The following is a 22,010-nucleotide window of genomic DNA, read 5'->3' on the forward strand; positions in this document are numbered from 1 at the left end:
GTGTGTCACGATGACCCGGTACCGGCCGCAGGCGCGCTCGCGGCGCGCCCTGGCCCCACCCAGAGGGGAAGGAAGACCCATGAGCACCATCCGTACCCGTTGGGCGGGACTGCTGAGCGCGGGTGCGCTGACGCTGACGCTCGGCGCCTGCTCCGACGACGGCACCGTCGCCGAGAGCAGCGCGACGCAGACGCAGCCCGCCGCCGACGCCGGGGCCACGCAGACGCCGACCGAGGCGACCGAGGTGGCCGAGGGCGAGGAGATCGACCCCACCGAGTTCGTCGCGATGATGAAGTCCCCCGGCGAGGCCATGCTGTCCTCCTACACGATGACGATGATCATGAGGACGGGTGGTGAGGACGTCACCCTGGACGGCGCCGTCGACGTCTCCGGCGACAGCCCGGCGCTCGACATGGAGATGGAGATCCCCGGCGCGGGCGCCATGGAGATGGTGATGGTCGACGGGCGACTCTTCATGTCGATGGCCGGCCTCACCCCCGACGGGAAGTACCTGGAGGTGCCGCCGGAGCAGCTCGGCGACACGGCGAGCGCCCTGGAGGAGGTCGACATCACCTCCCAGATGGACACCTGGGAGGAGGCGGCACGCAAGGTCGTCTACGTCGGCGAGGAGGACGTGGACGGCCAGACGATGCGTCACTACCAGGTGACCGTCGACAGCGCCGCCGCCCTCGACGCCGCCGGCGTGACCGGTGACGACGCCGCGGCCGCCACCTCGGCCGCCGGGGAGGAGTTCGTCTACGAGGTCTGGCTGGACGACGACAACCTCATGCGCAAGCTGGCCTTCGAGCTGGACGGCGTCGTCACCGAGATGACGGCCGACAACTGGGGCGAGGAGCAGGAGATCGAGATGCCCGCCGAGGGGGACATCGTCCAGGGCCCCGGCGGGTCCGTGGACGACAGCACGTCCACCGACGGCTGAGCCGGGCCGGCTGCGGCGGGGCCGGTCGTCCCCGCCGCAGCACCGCTCAGGACGGCGGCAGCACGTCCGCCTGGGCCGGGACCTCGTCCTGACGGACCAGCCCGACGGGGCAGGTGTAGCCGTTCGGACCGTGGTTGCAGTAGCCGCCGGGGTTCTTGTGCAGGTACTGCTGGTGGTAGTCCTCCGCGTAGTAGAACGGTCCGGCCTCGGCCGCCGGGCGCAGCTCCGTGACGATGCGGCCGTGGCCCGCCGCCGTGAGGACCTTCTCGAAGGCGTCGCGGGTGGCCCGCGCCGCCGCCTCCTGGCCGGGCGTCGTCCAGTAGATGGCCGAGCGGTACTGCGTGCCGCGGTCGTTGCCCTGCCGGTCCGGGGTCGTCGGGTCGTGGTTCTCCCAGAACGCCTTGAGCAGCAGCTCCGGAGTCGTGCGCCGCGGGTCGTAGGCGACGAGCACGGCCTCGGTGTGGCCCGTCCGGCCGGTGCACGTCTCCTGGTAGGTCGGGTTGGGGGTCGAGCCGCCCATGTAGCCGGCCGCGGTCGTCACCACCCCGGGCAGCTGCCAGAAGATGCGCTCGGCGCCCCAGAAGCAGCCCATGGCGACGTGGAGGACCTCGGTCCCCTCCGGCCAGGGCCCGTGCATCGAGGTGCCGAGGACCGTGTGGTGGGTCGGGATGCCGGGCAGCGGGTGCGCCCGGCCGGGCAGGGTGTGGCTGGTCTGCATACCGTCCAGTCTCGCACCCGTTCCTGGGCAGGTCCGGTGGCGCCGACCGGGTCTGCTGTGGCACCTTGCCTGTCATGCCGACGCTCGTGAACGCCCTGCCCGCAGCCACGGTCGAGCAGGGGCTCGCCGGCAGCGACTGGCTCGTCTACGTGATCCTGCCGCTGCTGCTCCTCCTGGCCGGGGGCTTCCTCCACCTGCGCGGCCGCGCCGAGCACCGCGAGGCCACCCGGTTGCGCGGCGGGTTCGGCGGGCCCCCCGGCTCGCTCGACATCGGCACCGAGCTCGGCTTCGGTGTGAAGAACAACCGCGGGAAGGTCCTGGCCGCGCAGCGGCAGATGCTCTGGGGCGGCATCCTGGCCGCCGTGGGCGCCCTGTGGCTGGTCGTCGGTCTGATCCTCGCCCTGGTGTGACCTACCTCCTCGCCGACGTCGGGTCGACGTTCACCAAGGCCGCCCTGGTCTCGGAGGAGGGGAGCCTCCTCGCGCGGGCCGCGGTGCCGACCACGGTCGGTCCCGGCCGGGACGTCCTCGACGGGCTGATCGAGGTATGCCGTGCGCTCGCGGTCCGCGACCCCCTCACCACCGCGACCGACGGGTCGGGAAGGACCGACCGACGGGGCGGCACGGTCGGCGAGCGGCTCGACGTCCCCGACCCCCTCGACCCCCGGCACCGTGACCGGGTCCTCGTCTGCTCCAGCGCCGGGGGCGGGCTGCGGCTCGCGGTGGTCGGCTACGAACGCGCGGTCACCGCCGAGGCCGGCCAGCGCGTGGGGCTGTCGGCCGGGGCCAAGGTCGTGCACGTGGCGGCGGGTCCGCTGGGCACGGCCGACGTCGCCGCGCTGCGCGCCGCCCGCCCCGACGTCGTGCTCCTGGTGGGCGGGACCGACGGCGGCAACGCGGAGGTCCTGCTCCACAACGCCCGCCGGCTGGCGCGTTCCCGCGTCGGCGCGCCCGTCGTGGTCGCCGGCAACCGGGACGCGAGGGAGGAGGTGGCCGCGGAGCTGGCCGCGACGGGGCGACGCGTGACGCTGACCGACAACGTCCTGCCGCGGATCGGCGTGGTCGAGCCCGGTCCGGCCCGGCGCGCGATCCGGGAGGTCTTCCTGCGGCACGTGATCGGGGGCAAGGGCCTCTCGCGGGGGCCCCGCTTCGCGCGCCTCGTCCGGGCCGCCACCCCCGACGCCGTGCTCTCCGGAGTCGAGGTGCTGGCCGAGGTGGTCGACGGCGACGTGCTCGTGGTCGACGTGGGCGGGGCGACCACCGACGTCTACTCCGTGCTCACCCCGCAGGGCGAGGACGCCTCGCTGCGCAAGCACGTCGTGGCACCGCTGTGGCACGCCCGGACGGTCGAGGGCGACCTCGGGATGCGCTGGGGTGCGCCGGGGGTGCTGGAGTCGGCGCGGGCGGAGGGACTGCTCGGTGCTGCGGGTGGACCAGCCCTCGACGCGTGGGTGGCGCGGGCCGCGACGGACCCGGGGCTGCTGCCCGCCGACGACGCTGACCACGCCCGCGACCTCACCCTGGCCCGGCTCGCGGCGACCGTGGCCGCCCGTCGGCACGGTCGCCCTGGGGGTCCCGGGGAGGCTCCGAGGCCTCTCCAGGACGTGACCGTCCTCGTCGGCTCGGGCGGCGTGCTGCGGCACTCGCCCAAGGCCGACGCCGACGCCGTGCTGGCCGCGGTGCTGGCGGACCACGGCGGCGGGTGGCGCCCGCCGGCGAACGCGCGGACCCGCGTGGACACGGCATACCTGCTCCTCGCGGCGGGACTGCTGGCGCCCGCGCACCCCGCCCTGGCCCGCGCGGTCGCCGCCCGGATCGTCTGACGCCCCGCTGGGGGGCGGGACTAGGCTCCCTTCCGTGCCGACCTCTCCCGCCGTGACCCTGGACGACGTGCTCGCCGCCCGCGAGGTGCTGGCGGAGGTGCTCACCCCCACGCCGGTGGAGCGGAGCCGCTCGCTGAGCGAGCGGACCGGGCTGGAGGTGCACCTCAAGTGCGAGAACCTGCAGCGTGCCGGGTCGTTCAAGATGCGGGGCGCCTACACCCGGATGGCCCGCCTCACCGAGGAGGAGCGTGGGCGCGGCGTGGTGGCCGCGAGCGCCGGCAACCACGCGCAGGGGGTCGGCCTCGCCGCCCGGCTGCTCGGCATCACGGCGACGGTCTACATGCCGTTCGGCGCCGCCATGCCCAAGCTGGCCGCGACCCGGGGCTACGGCGCCACCGTCGTGCAGGTGGGCACCACCATCGACGACTGCATCGAGGAGGCGCGCCGGCACGAGCAGGAGACCGGGGCGGTCTTCATCCCGCCGTTCGACCACCCGGACATCGTCGCGGGGCAGGGCACGTGCGGCCTGGAGATCCTCGAGCAGGTGCCCGACGTGCGGACCATCCTCGTGTGCACCGGTGGCGGGGGGCTGCTGGCCGGCATCGCCACCGCCGTCAAGGCCCTGCGCCCCGAGGTCACCGTCGTGGGGGTCCAGGCCGAGGAGGCCGCCGCCTGGCCGCCGTCCCTCACGGCCGGGCACCCGGTGGCGCTGGGGAGGATGAGCACGATGGCCGACGGCATCGCGGTCGGCCGGCCCGGTGACGTCCCGTTCGGCCTGGTCGCGGAGCTGGTCGACGGCGTCGAGACGGTGAGCGAGGACTCCATCGCGCGGGCGGTGCTCTTCCTCGCCGAGCGCGCCAAGCTGGTGGTCGAGCCGGCGGGCGCGGCGGCCACCGCCCACCTGATGGACCTGGGGGAGGACGCGGCGCGACGCTACGAGGGGCCGGTCGTCGCAGTCGTCTCCGGCGGCAACATCGACCCGTTGCTGCTCCTGCGCATCATCCGGACCGGCCTGACGGTCGCGGGGCGCTACCTCCAGCTGCGCGTCCGCGTGCCCGACCGACCCGGCGAGCTGGCCGCCGTGCTGGCCCTCCTCGCCGAGCTGCGCTGCAACGTGCTGGAGGTCCAGCACCACCGGCGGGTGGTCGGGCTGAAGGTCCACGAGGTGGCCATCTCGATGACGCTGGAGACCACCGGCCACGACCACTCCGCCGAGGTCGTGCGTGCCCTCCAGGACCGGAGCTACACGGTCGAGCAGGTCTGAGCGGGTCCGTCCCATCTCGACTCCCCGGCCGTTCGGGGCTAGACTCGTAGGTCAACCACGGTCCGGGCAGAAGGTGCCCGGACCTTGTGTTTGGGACGGGGCCCGCCCAGTGCGGGCGCCGTAAGGGTCCCAGGCACGCCGAAGGAGGAAGAGAATCGTGACCGGGATTGCCAACGACGCCAGCTACCTGACCCAGGAGGCGTACGAGCGGCTCAAGGGTGAGCTCGCCCAGCTGAGCGGGGAGGGCCGCACAGAGATCGCGCGACGCATCGAGGCGGCGCGCGACGAGGGCGACCTCAAGGAGAACGGTGGCTACCACGCCGCCAAGGAGGAGCAGGGCAAGATGGAGGCCCGCATCCGCCAGCTCGAGCACCTCCTGCAGAACGCGGTCGTCGGCACCGCCCCCGCCGACGACGGGATCGTCGAGCCGGGCATGATCGTCACGGTCGAGCTGTTCGGCGACGAGGAGGTCTTCCTCCTCGGCTCCCGCGAGATCATCAACGAGGGCGACGATCTGAAGGTCTACAGCGAGAAGTCCCCCCTGGGGGCCGCGCTGATGGGCCACAAGCCGGGTGACACCGTCACCTACGAGGCCCCGACCGGCAAGCAGGTCGAGGTCCGGATCGTCGAGGCCTCGCCCTACAAGGCCTGACTGCTGCGGCGGAGGGCCTCGGGCCCCCGCCACCCACCGAGGCGTCGTCCGCCGGGCTCACCGCCCCGCGGGCGGCGCCTCGTCGGCATACCGGCAGGAGTCGACGTAGCCGGTGACCGCCTCGGTCGCCGTCTGCACGGACCCGATGTGGCGAGACGGCGACGACGCGGTCGGGCCGACCTCCACCTCGGTGCGGCCCACGACCGTGTGGCTGCCGTCCTGGGCCTCCAGCTCGCAGACGACGGCGCGTGCGGGGTCCCGGCGCAGGTCGAACCGGACGTCGACCTGGGTGGCCGAGACGACGTCGTGCCCCGTGAACACCCAGTGCACGCGTCCGGCGGTCGCGGCGACGCCGAACCACACGGCGAGCGCGACCATCACCGTGACGCCGAGCCCGCCGACCCACCACCACAGCCTCCGGTGACCCTCCGGGCGCGAGGCCCGCCACCCGTCCTCGTCCTCCTCCGTCGTCCAGGGCTCCTGGTCCGCGCGGGGCGCGGGAGGCCCCGTGCGGAGGGGCTCGTGCGGGGGCGGCGGGGTGGTCACGGTGTCGTCACGTCCTCGGGCGGGTGAGAGGATGGAGGGTGCGGCGCACCGCCTGACGGTGCGCCTGACCATTGTCCGACATGGAGAGAGCCGCATGACCACCGAGGGACTCCGACTGATGGCGGTGCACGCCCACCCGGACGACGAGTCGTCCAAGGGAGCCGCGACCACCGCACGGTACGTGGCCGAGGGGGTGCAGGTCCGCGTCGTCTCCTGCACCGGGGGTGAGCGTGGCGACATCCTCAACGAGAAGATGCGGGACGACCCCCAGATCGTGCGGGACATCGCCCAGGTGCGCCGCGACGAGATGGCGAGGGCCGCGGCGATCCTCGGGGTCAGTCACACGTGGCTGGGTTTCGTCGACTCGGGGCTGCCCGAGGGCGACCCGCTCCCACCCCTGCCGGAGGGGTGCTTCGCGCTCGAGCCGGTGGAGGTCACCGCCGAGGCGCTGGTGCGGGTGATCCGCGAGTTCCGCCCCCACGTGCTGACCACCTACGACGAGAACGGCGGCTACCCGCACCCCGACCACGTGATGACCCACGTGGTGACGATGGCGGCGTTCCGCGCCGCCGGCGACCCCACGGCATACCCGCACGCCGGCGAGCCGTGGCAGCCGCTGAAGGTCTACTACAACGCCTGGAGCCCGGAGCGTCTCGTGCGGCTCAACGACGCCATGGTGCGGGCCGGTCACGAGGCCCCGTTCGCCGACTGGCTCAAGAACATCGACAGCCGGCCCCGGCGCACGATCACCACCCAGGTGCGCTGCGAGAACCACTTCGAGGCCCGCGACGACGCGCTGCGCGCCCACGCGACGCAGGTCGACCCGGACGGCAGCTGGTTCACCGTGCCGATGGACGTGCAGCGGCAGGAGTGGCCCTTCGAGGACTACGAGCTGGCCGCCTCGCTCGTCCCCGTCGACCTGCCGGAGGACGACCTGTTCGGGGGGCTGCGCGGCCTCGACGACCTCGACGGGGTATGCCGTCGCGCACCCCGGCGCGACCCGTCCGGTGAGCTGGTCCTCGCCTACGCGACGACGCCTCCCGGCGCCGTCGACGAGGAGGCGCGGTCCACCCGCAGCCAGGACGCGGACGGCGACGGCCGCGACGACATGCGCTCCGAGGAGGGGCACGCCGAATGAACAGCACCGGTGTCGAGCTGACCGCCGGCCTCGGCGGGTTCCTCGTCGTCTTCGCCCTGGGCCTGGCCGTGTGGGTGCTCGGCCGCGACCTGACCCGCCGGCTGCGCCGCATGCGGCTGCGCGAGGAGGAGCGGCTCGCCGCCCTCCGTCAGGACGCCGCCGAGGCGCCGCGAGCCGGCAGCGCGAGTGGTGCTACCGGCGCTGCCGGTGCCGCGCCGACGTCGGGACCGGTGGCCGGACCGCGGGCGGACGAGCCCGACCCGCTGGCCTGACGGCCCGCTCCCGACGCGCTCGGACCGTCGATCGCTCGGGCCGCGTCAGGCCGTGGCGGCGTGCAGACCGAGGGCGGCGAGCAGCGCCGCGGCCCAGTGCGAGGAGAAGGCCGCCACGGTGAACGCGTGGAAGACCTCGTGGAAGCCGAACCACCGCGGGGAGGGGTTGGGGCGCTTGAGGCCGTACACCAGCGCGCCGAGGGTGTAGAGCAGCCCGCCGGCCGCGATCAGCGCGACCACGACGAGGCCGCCGGCCCGCCAGAACGGCACCAGGTAGAACACCGCGACCCAGCCGAGGGCGACGTAGACGACCGTGTAGAGCCAGCGCGGCGCGCCGACCCAGAAGACCCGGAAGAGGACGCCCGCGATCGCCCCGGCCCACACCACCGTCAGCAGGGTCCGCTGCTGGTCGGGGGCCAGCAGCAGCACCGCGAACGGGGTGTGCGTGCCCGCGATGATGAGGAAGATGTTGGCGTGGTCGAACCGCTTGAGGACGCCGGCCGTTCGCGGTGACCACCGGCCCCGGTGGTAGGCGGCGGACGTGGCGAAGAGCAGCACCGCGGTGATGCCGAAGATGACGGCGGCGAGCCGGCCGGGCGTGGTCGGGGTGAGCAGCACGAGGACGACCGACAGCACGATGCTGACCGGGACCATGCCGAGGTGCAGCCAGCCGCGCAGGTGCGGCTTGACCTGCTCGACGACGGCCTCGAGCACCTCACCGGCCGAGCTGGCCCTCTCGTGGGCGGGTTCGGACGCGCGGTTCATGGGTCAAGGGTAACTTACGGTGGCGTAGGTTACGGAACCGTAGGTCAGGCGCGGGACGGGCGCACGCCACTCAGGTGCGTGGCCGGTGCCCGGCCGGGCGAGGTATGACGTGCGCGCGCCACTCACGTGGGTGGCCGGTGCCGGGGGTGGCCCGCCCACGGCCGACGTCCAGAGTGGAGGGATAGGTTTGGCGCATGCAGACGCCGCGGGACCTGGTCTACCGGGCCTACACCTCGTCGCTGCGGCGGCAGCTGCCCGCCGAGCAGCTGCCCAGGCACATCGGCGTCATGCTCGACGGCAACCGCCGGTGGGCCCGCGAGCGGGGCGCCGCGTCGGCCGACGGGCACCGCGCGGGGGCGGACAACATCGCCCCGTTCCTGGGCTGGTGCGAGGAGGCCGGGGTCGAGGTCGTCACCCTCTGGCTGCTGTCGACCGACAACCTCAACCGGCCGCCCTCCGAGCTCGAACCCCTGCTCGGGATCATCGAGGGTGTCGTCACCGACCTCTCCCAGACCCGGCGCTGGCAGGTCCGGGTCGTCGGGGCCCTGGACCTGCTCCCCCCGGAGACCGCCGCGCGCCTGGGGGAGGCGGCCTCCCGCACCGCCGACGTCTCCGGCATGGTCGTCAACGTCGCCATCGGCTACGGCGGCCGGCGGGAGATCGCCGACGCCGTCTGCTCGATGCTCGAGGAGGCCGCCGCTCAGGGGCGCACCCTGGAGGACCTCGCCAGCACCGTCACCGTCGAGGACATCGCCGCGCACCTCTACACCAAGGGGCAGCCGGACCCCGACCTGGTCATCCGGACGTCGGGGGAGCAGCGGCTCGGCGGGTTCCTGCTGTGGCAGAGCGCGCACAGCGAGTTCTACTTCTGCGAGGCCTACTGGCCCGACTTCCGCGAGGTGGACTTCGTCCGTGCGCTGCGGGCCTACGCCGAGCGGGAGCGCCGCTTCGGCTCCTGACCGGGAATGGGCATAGTCTGCCCTGCTATGAACCTGCGATCGCTCCGCACCCTGTCCGTCGCCACCGCGGCGATGCTCGCCCTCGCCGCCTGCGGGTCCGAGGAGGGGGACGGCGACGCCGGGGCGGGTGAGCTCGACCTGGTCGCCGACGGCACCCTCACCGTCTGCTCCGACGTCCCGTACCCGCCGTTCGAGGACTTCGACGAGTCCTCCCCGTCGGGCTTCACCGGCTTCGACATCGACATCGTCCAGGCCGTCGCCGACGGTCTCGACCTGGAGCTGGCCGTCAAGGACTCCTCCTTCGACGGTCTGCAGTCCGGGCTGGCCCTGAACGCCGGCGAGTGCGACCTCGCCGCCTCGGCCATGACGATCACCGAGGAGCGCCAGGCGAACCTGGCGTTCAGCGACGGCTACTACGACTCCAAGCAGTCGCTGCTCGTCCCCGTGGGCTCCGACGTCGCCTCCATCGCCGACCTCGAGGGCAAGCGCGTCGGTGTCCAGCAGGGCACGACCGGTGAGGCCTACACCAACGAGAACGCCTCGGGTGCGGAGGTCATCAGCTTCCCCAGCGACGCCGAGATGTACCAGGCCATCCAGGCCGGTCAGGTCGACGCGCTGCTCCAGGACCTCCCGGTCAACCTCGTGCACACCGCCGGCGGTGACTTCGAGATCGTGGAGGAGTTCTCGACCGAGGAGACCTACGGCCTGGCGATGAGGAAGGACAACGCCGCGCTCGTGGAGGCGGTCAACGGCCAGCTGTCCGAGCTGCGGGACAGCGGCGCCTACGACGACCTCTACGAGAAGTACTTCTCCGAGGCAGCCGTCGACGACGCCGCCCAGACCAGCGACTCCTGAGTCCGGCCCCCACGACGAGGACTGAGGCGGCGACATGACACGCAGAGCGCGCGAACGCGCACTGACCCTGTCCCTGTACGCGGTCTTCGTGGTGATCGTCGTCGTCGTCGCCCTCCTCGCGGACTGGGAGGCGATCACGGCGAACTTCTTCCTGAGGGAGGGGTTCACCGGCACCTGGCGCGCCATGATCCTGGTGGCGGCCAAGAACACGATCCTCTACACGGTCGTGGCCTTCGCCGGCGGTTTCGTGCTGGCCATGGTGCTGGTGCTGATGAAGCTCGCCCCGGTCGCGCCCTTCCGCTGGCTGGCCACCGGCTACATCGAGCTGTTCCGGGGGCTCCCGGCGATCGTCGTCATCCTCTTCATGGGCTTCGGCGTGCCGATCGCCTTCGGCTGGCGGCCCCCGGGCGGGGTGGTCGGCGCCGGTCTGGTCGCGCTGATGATGGTGGCCGGGGCCTACATGGCCGAGACGATCCGCGCCGGCATCGAGGCGGTGCCGAAGGGGCAGACCGAGGCGGCCCGCTCGCTGGGCATGAACGGCTCGTGGACGATGGCCTCGATCGTGATGCCCCAGGCGCTGCGGATCGTGATCCCGCCGCTGACCAACGAGCTGGTGATCCTCCTCAAGGACACCTCCCTGCTGTTCGTCCTGGGCATGGCGGCGAGCCAGCAGGAGCTCACGGTGGCGGCGCGCAATCTGATGAGCTCGGGGCCCTCGGCGGGGACGGCGACCAGCCTGGTGTTCGCGGCGCTGCTCTACCTGGCCATCACGCTGCCGCTCACCCAGCTGGTCGCGTGGATGGAACGCAAGCAGAAGAGGAGCCGGTGATGGAGGAGCTGCACCCCACGCAGACGATCGACGAGCGTGCCCCGGCCATCCAGGTGCGGGACCTGCACAAGAGCTTCGGCGACAACGAGGTGCTGACCGGGATCGACTTCTCGGTGGATCACGGCCAGGTCGTGTGCGTCGTCGGACCCTCCGGCTCGGGCAAGTCCACGCTGCTGCGGTGCGTCAACCGGCTCGAGGAGCCGACGTCGGGACAGATCTTCGTCGAGGGCATCGACATCACCGACCCCGACACCGAGCTGGACAAGGTCCGCTCGCGCATCGGCATGGTGTTCCAGCAGTTCAACCTCTTCCCGCACATGACCGTGCTGCGCAACCTGACGATCGCCCAGCAGCGTGCCAAGAAGCGGGGCAAGGCGGAGGCCGAGACGATCGCGCGGGAGAACCTGGACAAGGTCGGGCTGGCCGACAAGATCCACGCCTTCCCGGCGCACCTGTCCGGCGGTCAGCAGCAGCGCGTGGCCATCGCCCGGGCGCTGTCGATGAACCCGGACATGATGCTCTTCGACGAGCCCACGTCGGCGCTGGACCCGGAGCTCGTCGGCGACGTCCTCGACGTGATGCGCGCCCTGGCGCACGACGGCATGACGATGATGGTCGTCACGCACGAGATGGGTTTCGCCCGCGAGGTCGGTGACAAGCTCGTCTTCATGGACGGTGGCGTCATCGTCGAGGAGGGTGACCCCGTGCAGGTGCTCAACGACCCCCAGCACCGTCGCACCCAGTCCTTCCTGTCCAAGGTGCTCTAGAGCCTCCAGGTATGCCGCACGCGCTCGGCGCCTCAGCGGCCCCTCCTGCCACCTGCGACCCACCAGCCCCGGATCACCCTGACGTTCACCGCCCGTTCGGCGACACGCCCGCTGCTCGTCGCCGTGTCGTCCAGGCGTGACGCGGGTCACGGCATACCGTCGGAGCAGACGCCAGGACGCCCCGTCCTCGTCTCGGGAGGCCCACCACATGGAGCTCACGCTTCGGACGGAGGGCCGGCACCGGCTCCTCGTTCCCATGGCGTGGTCCGGTCCCGGTCCCACTCCGACGAACGGCACGTCACCGTGAGGGCGCGTGCCAGCAGGGAGCCTCGATGACGACCACCACCCGCACCCCCGTCGCGACGCCCGGCGCCGACGGGGCGCCGCCCACCGGCCTGAAGACCTACGTCCTGGACACCTCGGTGCTCCTGTCGGACCCGCGCGCCGTGCAGCGCTTCGCCGAGCACGAGGTCGTGCTCCCCGTCGTCGTCATCACCGAGCTGGAGGCCAAGCGGCACCACCCGGAGCTGGGTTACTTCGCCCGTCAGGCGCTCCGCCTCCTCGACGACCTGCGGGTCGAGCACGGCACGCTGAGCGAGCCGGTGCCGGTCGGGGGCGCCGGCGGCGTCGTCCACGTGGAGCTGAACCACAGCAACCCGGACGCGCTCCCCGCCGGTTTCCGGCTGGGGGACAACGACACGCGCATCCTGGCGGTCGCCGCCAACCTCGCCGCCGAGGGCAAGGACGTGACGGTGGTCAGCAAGGACCTGCCGATGCGGGTCAAGGCGTCCGCGGTGGGCCTCGACGCGGAGGAGTACCGCGCCGAGCTGGCCGTGGAGAGCGGCTGGACGGGGATGGCCGAGCTGGAGGTGGACGACGAGGGTATGCACACGCTCTACGAGCACGGGCGGCTGGAGCACCCCGAGGCCCGCGAGCTGCTCGTGCACACCGGGCTCACGGTCCTCGGTCCCTCGGGCAGCGCGCTGGGTCGCGTGGCGCCCGACCACAGCGTGCGCCTGGTCCGAGGCGACCGTGACGCGTTCGGGCTGCACGGCCGCTCCGCCGAGCAGCGGATCGCCCTCGACCTCCTGCTCGACCCCGACGTCGGCATCCTCAGCCTCGGTGGCCGGGCGGGGACCGGCAAGAGCGCGCTCGCGCTCTGCGCGGGGCTCGAGGCCGTCATGGAGCGTCGGCAGCACCGCAAGGTGATCGTCTTCCGCCCGCTGTACGCCGTCGGCGGGCAGGAGCTCGGCTACCTGCCGGGCAGCGAGAACGACAAGATGGGCCCGTGGGCCCAGGCGGTCTTCGACACCCTCGGCGCGGTCGTCTCCAAGGAGGTCGTGGAGGAGATCCTCGACCGCGACATGCTCGAGGTCCTGCCCCTGACCCACATCCGGGGGCGGTCCCTGCACGACGCGTTCGTCATCGTCGACGAGGCGCAGTCGCTGGAGCGCAACGTGCTCCTGACCGTGCTGTCCCGGATCGGCCAGAGCTCGCGGGTGGTGCTCACCCACGACGTCGCCCAACGGGACAACCTGCGGGTGGGGCGTCACGACGGCATCGCCGCCGTCATCGAGGCGCTCAAGGGGCATCCTCTCTTCGCGCACGTCACCCTGACGCGGAGCGAGCGCAGCCCGATCGCCGCTCTCGTCACCGAGATGCTGGAGGGAACTGCGGGTCTGGTGTGATCTCCTGGGACGCAGGTGGCCGATGACGCGGTCGGGAGGCGTCCCCAGGGTGTGACCTTGACCACCTGGGCGGGTCTCGGTTTGACCTCCCGGGGGTTCGGCGGGCATCGTGGAGGAACTTGATCACGATTTGGTAACGCCGCCAGTCCCCCATCCGGGTGTCCCTGTGCGGTCCCGCGACAGGATGCGGGACCTGCTCCCCCGGAGCGTGCGGTGCGCCGATCTCCGAGAGGTAGCCCCATGTCGAACACCCCTGTGCGCGAACCCCTGCACGACCCGAACGCCCGCCATCGCCCGCGTCGCCGCCTCGGCGGTCCCGCGGCGGCCGTGACGGCCGGCATCGCCGCGACGTCGCTGCTCGTGGCCGGCTACGCCGTCAGCACGAACGCCGCGGCCCCGGACACGTCCGGCCTGACCGCCGCGATCAGCCGGATCGACCCCGACCTGGCCACCGACGCCGTGTCGAGCCGTAGCGCCGACGCCGGCGCCGAGGCGCGGGCCGCCTACGCCGAGGCCCGCGAGCTGCGCGCCCGGCAGGGCGCCGAGTCGCTCGGGGCCTCGGCGTCCCTGACCCGCAGCGGTGTGGACGCCGTCAAGGGCCAGGACGAGGCGATCGCCCAGCGCAAGGCCGAGGAGGCCGCCGCCGCCCGCGCCGCCGAGGAGGCTGCTGCGGCGAAGGCCGCCGAGAAGGCCGCCGAGGAGGCGGCCGAGCAGGCCGCCGCCGCCCGTGCGGCCGAGGAGTCGGCCGCGGCGCAGGCCGCCGCCGAGCGCACCGCCACCGAGCAGGCCTCGCGCTCCGCGGCCCGCGAGGCCGCCCCGGCCCCGGCTCCGGCACCCGCGCCGGCCCCCGCACCGGCGTCGACCCCGGTCTACTCCGGCGACTCCCGCTCGATCGCCCGCTCGATGCTCGGCAGCTACGGCTGGGGCGACGACCAGTGGGGCTGCCTCGACTCCCTCTGGCAGCGCGAGTCCGGCTGGAACCACCTCGCCATGAACGCCTCGTCCGGCGCCTACGGCATCCCCCAGTCCCTGCCCGGCAACAAGATGGCCACGGTCGGCTCCGACTGGCAGACCAACCCGGTCACCCAGATCACCTGGGGCCTGAACTACATCCAGGGCCGTTACGGCAACCCGTGCGGTGCGTGGGCCCACTCCGAGGCCGTCAACTGGTACTGAGCCGACCCGGACGGCCGGCACCTCGGCATACTCCGCAAACCCCCGGTCGCACTGCGGCCGGGGGTTTGCGATGGTTAGCCCTGTGAATGACCTCCGCGACACCGGGGCCGGCGCGGAGCGCGCGGCCCGCAGACTCTCCGACCACCCGTGGCTGGAGCGTCTCGCGCGGGTCGGTTTCGCCGCCAGCGGCCTCGTGCACCTGCTCATCGGGTGGATCGCCGCGAGCGTCGCCCTCGGCAGCGGGGGAGAGGCGGACCAGGGCGGGGCCCTCGGCGCGCTGCGCGACGCCCCCGCCGGGGTGTTCCTCCTGTGGGGCTGCGTCGTCGGGTTCGCCGCGCTGGCGGTCTGGCAGGCGCTCGAGGCCGCCTTCGGCGGCGGCGAGGTGAAGGACAGGGTCAAGGCAGCGGCCAAGGCGGTGCTCTACGCCGCCCTGGGAGCCACCACGCTCACCTTCGCCCTGGGCGGGTCCAGCGACAGCGGCGAGACCAGCAGCGACCTCACCGCGCGGCTGATGGAGGCCCCTCTGGGACGGGTCGTCGTGGGGCTGGTGGGGGTCGCCGTCATCGGGGTCGGTGCCTACCACGTCTACAAGGGCGTGGCGAAGACCTTCCTGGAGGACCTGCGGACCACGGGCGGGGGGAAGGTGGGTCGCGGCGTGGTCGTCAGCGGGATGGCGGGGTATGCCGCCAAGGGCCTCGCGCTCGCGATCGTGGGCGGGTTGTTCGTGCTCGCGGCTGTCCAGGCCGACCCCGAGGAGTCGACCGGGATGGACGGGGCGCTCAAGCTGCTGGCTGAGCAGCCGCTGGGCACCGCCCTCCTGCTGGCGGTCGCGCTGGGGCTGGTCCTCTACGGTCTCTACAGCTTCGCGCGCGCCCGCTACGCCGACCTCTGACCTCGGCGGCGCGCCGGAGCGGGCCTCGGGGTAAGCGTGGGCGGGCGGGTCACAGACGGCGTAGCCGGACCCGGTCCACCTTGTGGTCCGGGCCCTTGAGCAGGACGAGGGTCGCGCGGCTGCGGGTGGGGAGGATGTTCTCGACGAGGTTGGGCGCGTTGATGGACTCCCAGATGTTCTCCGCGATGTCGACGGCGGCGTCGTCGCTCAGCGAGGCATACCGGTGGAAGTGCGACTCCGGGTCGGCGAAGGCGGTCTGGCGCAGCGACAGGAAGCGCTCGACGTACCAGCGCTTGACGTCGCCGGCGTGGGCGTCGACGTAGACCGTGAAGTCGAAGAAGTCGCTGACCGCCAGCCCCGCCCGGCCGTTGGTGTGGGCCTGCGGCGGCTGGAGCACGTTCAGCCCCTCGACGACGAGCACGTCCGGCTGCCGGACGACGATCCGCTCGCCCGGGATGATGTCGTAGACGAGGTGGCTGTAGACGGGGGCGCTGACCTCGGCCTTGCCAGCCTTCACCTCGGCCACGAAGCGCAGCAGCGCCCGCCGGTCGTAGGACTCCGGGAAGCCCTTGCGGGCCATCAGGTTGCGGCGGGTCAGCACGTCGTTGGGGTAGAGGAACCCGTCGGTGGTGACGAGGTCCACCGTCGGCCGGGAGTCCCAGCGCGAGATGAGCTCGGCGAGGATGCGCGCCGTCGTGGACTTGCCGACCGCCACCGAGCCGGCCACGCCGATGATGAACGGGGTCCGCTCGGGGCGCTCCCCGAGGAAGTCGCCGGTCACCTGGTGCAGGCGCGCGGTCGCCTCCTCGTAGAAGGACAGCAACCGGCTGATCGGCAGGTAGACCTGCTCCACCTCGTCCATGTCGAGGCGGTCCCCCAGGCCGCGGATCCGCTCGACGTCGGCCGCGTCGAGGTGCATCGGGTGCTCCTCCCGCAGCCGTGCCCAGTCGTCACGGTCCAGCTCGACGTAGGGCGAGGGGATGCTGGCACCGTTGCCCGAGGAACCCATGCGCCGCATTCTGGCAGAGTCGGGATCCGCACCGACGACGTCGTAGGCTGCACCCCATGTGCGGAATCGTCGGTTATGTCGGACCCCGGGCCAGCCAGCGGGCCCTCGACGTGGTGATGGAGGGCCTGGGACGGCTCGAGTACCGCGGCTACGACTCCGCCGGTGTCGCCCTCGTGGGCGAGGGTGTCGTCGAGACCCGCAAGCGGGCCGGCAAGCTGGCCAACCTGCGCTCGGCGCTCGAGGACGCGCCGCTTCCTGACACCGCGACCGCGATCGGTCACACCCGCTGGGCGACCCACGGCGGGCCGACGGACGAGAACGCCCACCCCCACCGCGGCGGCCCGGACGGCAAGCTCGCGCTGGTCCACAACGGCATCATCGAGAACTTCCACTCGCTCAAGCAGGACCTGATCGCGCGCGGGGTGCGTTTCACCTCCGAGACCGACACCGAGGTCGTGGCCCACCTGGTCGACGAGGCGTTCGGCCGGACCGGCAACCTCACCGACGCGATGCGCGAGGTCGTCAACACCCTGCACGGCGCCTTCACGCTGCTGGCCGTGCACGCCGACCAGCCGCACGTCGTCGTCGGCGCCCGCCGCAACAGCCCGCTGGTCGTGGGCCTGGGCGAGGGGGAGAACTTCCTCGGCTCGGACGTCGCCGCGTTCATCGGCTACACGCGCCACGCCCTCGAGCTCGGCCAGGACCAGATCGTCACCATCACCCCGGACAGCTACGAGGTCATCGACTTCGACGGCATCCCCACCGACGGCAAGGCCTACGAGGTCACCTGGGACGCCGCCGCCGCCGAGAAGGGCGGCTACGCCACCTTCATGGAGAAGGAGATCCACGAGCAGCCGCACGCGGTCGCGGACACCCTGCTCGGCCGCACCGACGCCGACGGCAACCTCACCCTCGACGAGCTGCACGTCAGCGAGGACGAGCTCCGCGCCGTGACGAAGATCGTCATCGTCGCCTGCGGCACCGCCGCCTACGCCGGAACCGTCGCCAAGTACGCCCTCGAGCGCTGGACCCGCATCCCGGTGGAGGTCGAGCTCGCCCACGAGTTCCGCTACCGCGACCCCGTCATCGACGAGCACACGCTGGTGGTCTCCATCAGCCAGTCGGGGGAGACGATGGACACCCTGATGGCGGTCCGCCACGCCAAGGAGCTGGGTGCCCGGACGGTCTCGATCTGCAACACCCACGGCTCGACCATCCCGCGCGAGTCCGACGCCGTCCTGTACACGCACGCCGGCCCCGAGATCGCGGTCGCCTCGACCAAGGCCTTCCTCGCCCAGATCACGGCCAGCTACATCCTCGGTCTCTACCTCGCCTCGCTGCGCGGCTCGATGACGGCCTCGGGCACCGACCCCGCGGAGGTGATGGCCGAGCTGCGCGAGGTGCCGGCCAAGATCGAGCAGCTGCTGGGCTCCATGGACCGTGTCAAGGAGATCGCCTACTACATGGCCGACTCGCGCTCGGTCCTCTTCCTGGGCCGCCATGTCGGCTACCCCGTCGCCATGGAGGGCGCGCTCAAGCTCAAGGAGCTCGCCTACATCCACGCCGAGGGCTTTGCGGCCGGTGAGCTCAAGCACGGCCCGATCGCGCTGATCGAGCCCGGTCAGCCGGTCTTCGTCATCGTCCCCTCGCCCGACAGCGAGCACGGCCTGCACGGCAAGGTGGTCTCCAACATCCAGGAGATCCGCGCCCGCGGCGCCCGGACCCTCGTGATCGCCGAGGAGGGGGACGAGGAGGTGGTGCCGTTCGCCGACGTCGTCATCCGGGTGCCGCGCACCTCGGCGTTGCTGGCCCCGCTGCTGACGGTCGTCCCGCTGCAGATCTTCGCGCTGCAGCTGTCCACCGCCAAGGGCCTGGACGTGGACCAGCCGCGCAACCTCGCCAAGTCCGTCACCGTCGAGTGAGGTGAGCCGATGATCGTCGGGGTCGGGATCGACGTCGTCGACATCGAGCGGTTCGCGGCTCGGCTGGAGGCCACCCCCCGCCTGGGGGAGCGCCTCTTCACGCCGGAGGAGCTGGGCCTGCGTCCGGAGTCGATGGCTGCGCGGTTCGCCGCCAAGGAGGCGCTCGCCAAGGCGCTCGGTGCACCCGTGGGGCTGCGCTGGACCGACGCGACGGTGGTCCGCGCCGCCGACGGGCGACCGCACCTGCGGGTCACCGGCACCGTGCAGGCGCGCGCGGAGGCGCTCGGCGTCACCGCCCTGCACGTGTCGCTGTCCCACGACGCGGGGATCGCCTCGGCCGTCGTCGTCGCCGAGGGCGAGGCCCCCGTCCCCGCCGCCGAGGAGGCCTGAGTGCTCCAGGGGTATGCCGTGGAGGACGTCCGCGCGGCCGAGGCCCAGGTGCGTGGGCGGCTGCCGTACGGCGAGCTGATGCAGCGGGCAGCCCGCGGCCTGGCCGCCGTGGTCCGGGAGCGGGCCGCCGAGCGCCAGGCCACGGGCCTGGTCGTGCTCGCCGGGCCCGGCGACAACGGCGGTGACGCCCTGCACGCGGCGGCCCTGCTGGCCGGGCCCCTGAAGGTCACCGCGGTCGGGATCGCCCGGGACCTGCACGCCCGGGGCCTCGCCGCCGCCACCCGGGCCGGGGTGGTCGTGCACCAGGTCGCCCCGGACGGGCCGCTGCCGACGCTGGTCGAGGACCTCCTGTCCAGGGCCGACCTCGTCCTCGACGGGCTCCTGGGCATCGGCGCCCGCCCGGGCCTGCGTGGCGCCATGGCGGCCGCCCTGGACGTCGTGCCGGACACGGCATACCTGATCAGCGTCGACCTCCCCAGCGGCGTCGACCCCGCGGGGATCCGCCCGCCCGGGACCACCTCCCTCGGCGACGCGCTCCACGGCCGGTGCGTGCGCGACGCCGCCCGCGCCGAGGAGACGGTGACGTTCGGCATGCTCAAGCCCGCGCACCTGCTGCCGGCCACCGAGCCCGCCGTGGGACGGCTGACCGTCGTCGACATCGGCGTCCCGCCCGGCCGCCGCCCCGCCGTCGAGCGGCTCGAGCCCGCCGACGCGGCACGGCTGTGGCCGGTGCCCGGTGCGCGCGACCACAAGTACACCCGCGGGGTCCTGGGGGTGGTGGCCGGCAGCGACACCTATCCCGGTGCCGCGGTGCTGTGCACGACCGCCGCGGTCGAGGCCGGGGCCGGGATGGTCCGCTACCTCGGGCCGCGGCGCTGCGCGGACCTCGTGCTCGCGGCCTGCCCCGAGGTGGTCCCCGGCCCGGGGCGGATGCAGGCGGCCGTCGTCGGGCCCGGCATCGAGCCGCACGGCTGCGACCACCCGGACTGCGACGACGACCAGGTGGAGAGGGTGCGCGAGGCGTTCGCGGACCAGGAGCTGGCCCTCGTCGTCGACGCCGGCGCCCTTCCCCTGCTCGCCGGCTGGCTCGCGGCGGGCGGTCGGCGGGCCGCGCCGACCCTGCTCACGCCGCACGCGGGTGAGCTGGCCCAGCTGCTGAGCGTCGTCGTGGCTGGCCAGGACGAGCCTGACCTGCCCCGCGGGGCGCAGGCGGCCGAGCACCACGTCACCCGTGGTCAGGTGGAGGCGGCGCCGGTTGAGCACGCCCGCCGGGCCGCCGCGCTCACCGGCTGCACCGTCCTGCTGAAGGGCGCCACCACGCTCGTCGTCGACCCGGACCCGGCTGTGCCGGTGCGCTCGCAGGCCGACGCCCCGCACTGGCTGGCGACCGCCGGTGCGGGTGACGTGCTCGCGGGGGTGGCGGGGGTGCTGCTCGCCGGTGGGCTGGACCCGCGCGACGCCGGTTCCCTGGCCGCGATGGTGCACGGTCTGGCCGCCGGGCGGGCCAACCCGGGCGGCCCTGCGCGCGCGCTCGCGGTGGCACGCGGGGTGCCGGGGGTCGTGGCCTCCCTCCTGCGGGGCTGACCGCCGCGCACCGCCATCGCGGCCGACCGCCGTGCCGTGCCACCGCCCTGCTCTGCCACCGCCCTGCTCCGCCCGTCCCGCCGAACGGGCACACCTGACCCGTTCCTGGGCCGACGCGGCCGGATCGGCAGATGTGCCCGTTCGCGGCAACCGGAGACTCCGGAGGTGCCGGGCGCCGCTGGGCCACCACCCCGTCGAGCGGGCCGGCGGCCTGTTGTTAGGTTGGCGGCATGGAACAGCGCGTCTCCCTGGTGACCCTCGGCGTGGCCGACATGGACCGTGCCCGCAGCTTCTACACCTCCCTGGGCTGGCGGCCCGGGCCGTCCCCGGAGCACATCGTCTTCTTCCAGGCCGGTGGCATGGTGGTGGCCCTGTGGGAGCGGATGGCGCTCGCGGTGGACTCCGGGATCGACGTCGAGGACGACAACGAGGACACGCCCGGCAGCGGCGACGGCTGGGGCGGCAAGGTGCTCGGGCTGAACGTGCCGAGCGCCGGCGACGTCGACGAGCAGTTCACCGCGGCGGTGGACGCGGGGGCGGAGGTGCTGCGCGCCCCCGCCACCCGCTACTGGGGCGGCTACTCCGGCGTCTTCGCCGACCCCGACGGCCACATCTGGGAGATCGCCTACAACCCCTACTGGAGCGTCACCGAGGACGGCCTGACGCTGCTGGGCGACGGTCGGGGCTGACCTCCCTCGACGACCGGCGGTCGGCGAGCAGGCTGGTCACCACGGTGATCGCGAGGATGCCGACGATGACGAGCAGCGAGGCCAGGGTGGGCACGGTCGGCACCGACTCCCACGTGCCGTGGGCCCAGTGCAGCACCAGCTTGACGCCGATGAAGGCCAGGATCACCGAGAGCCCGTAGCCCAGGTGGCGCAGCCGGCCGAGGGCGCCCTCGAGGACGAAGTACAGCGCCCGCAGGCCGAGCAGCGCGAAGGCGTTGGTGACGAACACGAGGTAGGGGTCGCCGGTGATCCCGTAGACCGCCGGCACCGAGTCGATCGCGAAGACGACGTCGGTCCCGAGGATGGCGAGCGCGACGAGCGCGAGCGGGGTGAGCGCCCGACGACCGCCCTGGCGCACGACCATCCGGGTGCCCCGGTAGTCCTCGGTGACGGGCATCAGCCGCCGGGTCAGGCGCACGACCGGCAGCGTCGCCACGTCGACGTGCTGCTCCCCCTTGCGCGTGTCCCGCAGCACCTTCCACGCGGTGGCGAGCAGGATCAGCCCGAAGACCAGGAAGGTCACCGAGAAGCGCGAGATCAGGGCGGCGCCGACGGCGATGAAGATCGCCCGCAGGACGAGCGCGCCGACGATGCCGATGAGCAGCACCCGCTGCTGCAGGACCCGCGGGACCGCGAACGCGGTGAGGATGATGATGAAGACGAACAGGTTGTCGACCGACAACGACTTCTCCACGAGGTAGCCCGTGTAGTACTCGAGCCCGGTCTGGGAGCCGTGCACGCGCCATACCCAGACGCCGAAGGCGAGCGGGAGCGCGACGTAGAAGGCCGACCAGCCCAGCGCCTCCCGCATCGAGACCTCGTGGGGCCGGCGGGTGAGGAGGAAGTCGAGCGCGAGCAGCAGCAGGACCGCCGCGACGGTGACCGACCACAGCCAGGGGTCGGCGATGGTCGTGGTGCCGCCGGGGGCGGGCAGGGACAGGGGGAGTGACACGGGTGCACCTCACTGGCGACGGACGTCAGCGAGGTCTCCTTCACCCCGTCGGGACGGGGCGCGCGCCGGGCGGAGCATCGGGCTCCACGCAGTGACCGGTCGCGGCTTCGGGAAGTACTCCCCTCGTGCGGGAAGTGTAGGG

The 22,010-nt window shown here is 73.0% G+C and carries 23 protein-coding genes; 18 read left to right on the forward strand and 5 right to left on the reverse strand.

Going from position 1 to position 22,010, the window contains the following annotated elements; all coding sequences use genetic code 11:
- Window positions 1–79 precede the first annotated feature (79 nt).
- Window positions 80–940: a hypothetical protein gene (locus D4B81_RS17975; RefSeq protein ID WP_161964985.1), complete on the forward strand. Its 861-nt coding sequence runs from the start codon at window positions 80–82 to the stop codon at window positions 938–940.
- A gap of 46 nt (window positions 941–986) precedes the next feature.
- Here D4B81_RS17975 and msrA read toward each other — a convergent pair whose 3' ends face one another.
- Complete coding sequence (gene msrA / locus D4B81_RS04665; protein ID WP_097187270.1) at window positions 987–1,658, reverse strand: peptide-methionine (S)-S-oxide reductase MsrA; 672 nt, start codon at window positions 1,656–1,658, stop codon at window positions 987–989.
- Window positions 1,659–1,732: 74 nt separating this feature from the next.
- On the opposite strand from msrA, the gene D4B81_RS18710 reads away from it, so the two are divergent.
- The 4 genes from D4B81_RS18710 to greA all read left to right on the forward strand — a co-directional run bounded on the left by D4B81_RS18710 (window position 1,733) and on the right by greA (window position 5,396).
- Window positions 1,733–2,068, forward strand: coding sequence for a hypothetical protein (locus tag D4B81_RS18710; protein WP_122261304.1), 336 nt, complete (start codon window positions 1,733–1,735; stop codon window positions 2,066–2,068).
- Window positions 2,065–3,480 (forward strand): glutamate mutase L, encoded by a 1,416-nt coding sequence (locus D4B81_RS04675; RefSeq protein WP_122261305.1) that lies wholly within the window; start codon window positions 2,065–2,067, stop codon window positions 3,478–3,480. The genes D4B81_RS18710 and D4B81_RS04675 overlap by 4 nt, the downstream gene beginning before the upstream one ends.
- A 34-nt stretch (window positions 3,481–3,514) precedes the next feature.
- Window positions 3,515–4,744 (forward strand): threonine ammonia-lyase, encoded by a 1,230-nt coding sequence (gene ilvA / locus D4B81_RS04680; protein ID WP_237565813.1) that lies wholly within the window; start codon window positions 3,515–3,517, stop codon window positions 4,742–4,744.
- Between the two features lie 157 nt (window positions 4,745–4,901).
- On the forward strand, window positions 4,902–5,396 hold the full coding sequence (gene greA, locus D4B81_RS04685) for a transcription elongation factor GreA (protein WP_097187269.1): 495 nt from the start codon (window positions 4,902–4,904) through the stop codon (window positions 5,394–5,396).
- Between the two features lie 57 nt (window positions 5,397–5,453).
- Here greA and D4B81_RS04690 read toward each other — a convergent pair whose 3' ends face one another.
- Window positions 5,454–5,942, reverse strand: a complete 489-nt coding sequence (locus tag D4B81_RS04690) for a DUF4307 domain-containing protein (protein ID WP_161964986.1) — start codon at window positions 5,940–5,942, stop codon at window positions 5,454–5,456.
- Window positions 5,943–6,036: 94 nt separating this feature from the next.
- Between D4B81_RS04690 and mca the strand changes: the two genes are divergently transcribed.
- Both mca and D4B81_RS04700 read left to right on the forward strand, forming a co-directional pair.
- Window positions 6,037–7,080, forward strand: coding sequence for a mycothiol conjugate amidase Mca (gene mca, locus D4B81_RS04695; protein WP_122261308.1), 1,044 nt, complete (start codon window positions 6,037–6,039; stop codon window positions 7,078–7,080).
- Window positions 7,077–7,352, forward strand: a complete 276-nt coding sequence (locus D4B81_RS04700) for a hypothetical protein (protein WP_122261309.1) — start codon at window positions 7,077–7,079, stop codon at window positions 7,350–7,352. Before mca ends, D4B81_RS04700 begins: the two co-directional genes overlap by 4 nt.
- A 45-nt stretch (window positions 7,353–7,397) precedes the next feature.
- On the opposite strand, the gene trhA is transcribed toward D4B81_RS04700, so the two are convergent.
- Entirely contained in the window at window positions 7,398–8,117 is a 720-nt protein-coding gene (gene trhA / locus D4B81_RS04705; RefSeq protein ID WP_122261310.1) for a PAQR family membrane homeostasis protein TrhA, read from the reverse strand.
- 194 nt (window positions 8,118–8,311) lie between these two features.
- On the opposite strand from trhA, the gene D4B81_RS04710 reads away from it, so the two are divergent.
- The 7 genes from D4B81_RS04710 (at window position 8,312) to D4B81_RS04740 (ending at window position 15,283) form a co-directional block, all read left to right on the forward strand.
- On the forward strand, window positions 8,312–9,076 hold the full coding sequence (locus D4B81_RS04710) for an isoprenyl transferase (protein WP_122261311.1): 765 nt from the start codon (window positions 8,312–8,314) through the stop codon (window positions 9,074–9,076).
- Window positions 9,077–9,103: 27 nt separating this feature from the next.
- Window positions 9,104–9,931, forward strand: coding sequence for a transporter substrate-binding domain-containing protein (locus tag D4B81_RS04715; RefSeq protein ID WP_122261312.1), 828 nt, complete (start codon window positions 9,104–9,106; stop codon window positions 9,929–9,931).
- A gap of 34 nt (window positions 9,932–9,965) precedes the next feature.
- Window positions 9,966–10,760 (forward strand): amino acid ABC transporter permease, encoded by a 795-nt coding sequence (locus D4B81_RS04720; protein ID WP_097187262.1) that lies wholly within the window; start codon window positions 9,966–9,968, stop codon window positions 10,758–10,760.
- Window positions 10,760–11,527, forward strand: coding sequence for an amino acid ABC transporter ATP-binding protein (locus D4B81_RS04725; protein WP_097187261.1), 768 nt, complete (start codon window positions 10,760–10,762; stop codon window positions 11,525–11,527). The genes D4B81_RS04720 and D4B81_RS04725 overlap by 1 nt, the downstream gene beginning before the upstream one ends.
- 332 nt (window positions 11,528–11,859) lie before the next feature.
- Window positions 11,860–13,215: a PhoH family protein gene (locus tag D4B81_RS04730; RefSeq protein ID WP_237565814.1), complete on the forward strand. Its 1,356-nt coding sequence runs from the start codon at window positions 11,860–11,862 to the stop codon at window positions 13,213–13,215.
- A gap of 240 nt (window positions 13,216–13,455) precedes the next feature.
- A complete protein-coding gene (locus tag D4B81_RS04735) occupies window positions 13,456–14,391 on the forward strand; it encodes an aggregation-promoting factor C-terminal-like domain-containing protein (RefSeq protein ID WP_122261313.1) in 936 nt (311 codons plus the stop codon).
- Window positions 14,392–14,473: 82 nt separating this feature from the next.
- Window positions 14,474–15,283, forward strand: a complete 810-nt coding sequence (locus tag D4B81_RS04740) for a DUF1206 domain-containing protein (protein WP_237565815.1) — start codon at window positions 14,474–14,476, stop codon at window positions 15,281–15,283.
- A gap of 49 nt (window positions 15,284–15,332) precedes the next feature.
- Here D4B81_RS04740 and coaA read toward each other — a convergent pair whose 3' ends face one another.
- Window positions 15,333–16,292, reverse strand: coding sequence for a type I pantothenate kinase (gene coaA / locus D4B81_RS04745; protein WP_122261436.1), 960 nt, complete (start codon window positions 16,290–16,292; stop codon window positions 15,333–15,335).
- A gap of 56 nt (window positions 16,293–16,348) precedes the next feature.
- On the opposite strand from coaA, the gene glmS reads away from it, so the two are divergent.
- The 4 genes from glmS (at window position 16,349) to D4B81_RS04765 (ending at window position 20,877) form a co-directional block, all read left to right on the forward strand.
- Window positions 16,349–18,214, forward strand: a complete 1,866-nt coding sequence (gene glmS / locus D4B81_RS04750) for a glutamine--fructose-6-phosphate transaminase (isomerizing) (RefSeq protein ID WP_122261315.1) — start codon at window positions 16,349–16,351, stop codon at window positions 18,212–18,214.
- A 9-nt stretch (window positions 18,215–18,223) separates the two neighbouring features.
- Window positions 18,224–18,604, forward strand: coding sequence for a holo-ACP synthase (locus D4B81_RS04755; protein WP_097187256.1), 381 nt, complete (start codon window positions 18,224–18,226; stop codon window positions 18,602–18,604).
- Window positions 18,605–20,188 (forward strand): bifunctional ADP-dependent NAD(P)H-hydrate dehydratase/NAD(P)H-hydrate epimerase, encoded by a 1,584-nt coding sequence (locus tag D4B81_RS04760; RefSeq protein WP_122261316.1) that lies wholly within the window; start codon window positions 18,605–18,607, stop codon window positions 20,186–20,188.
- A gap of 230 nt (window positions 20,189–20,418) precedes the next feature.
- Window positions 20,419–20,877: a VOC family protein gene (locus tag D4B81_RS04765; RefSeq protein ID WP_122261317.1), complete on the forward strand. Its 459-nt coding sequence runs from the start codon at window positions 20,419–20,421 to the stop codon at window positions 20,875–20,877.
- Here D4B81_RS04765 and D4B81_RS04770 read toward each other — a convergent pair.
- On the reverse strand, window positions 20,834–21,868 hold the full coding sequence (locus tag D4B81_RS04770) for a TerC family protein (RefSeq protein WP_122261318.1): 1,035 nt from the start codon (window positions 21,866–21,868) through the stop codon (window positions 20,834–20,836). The two genes, D4B81_RS04765 and D4B81_RS04770, sit on opposite strands and share 44 nt — an antisense overlap.
- Window positions 21,869–22,010: the final 142 nt, after the last annotated feature.

The organism is Ornithinimicrobium cerasi (genome assembly GCF_003702705.1).
GTDB classification, from domain to species: domain Bacteria; phylum Actinomycetota; class Actinomycetes; order Actinomycetales; family Dermatophilaceae; genus Ornithinicoccus; species Ornithinicoccus cerasi.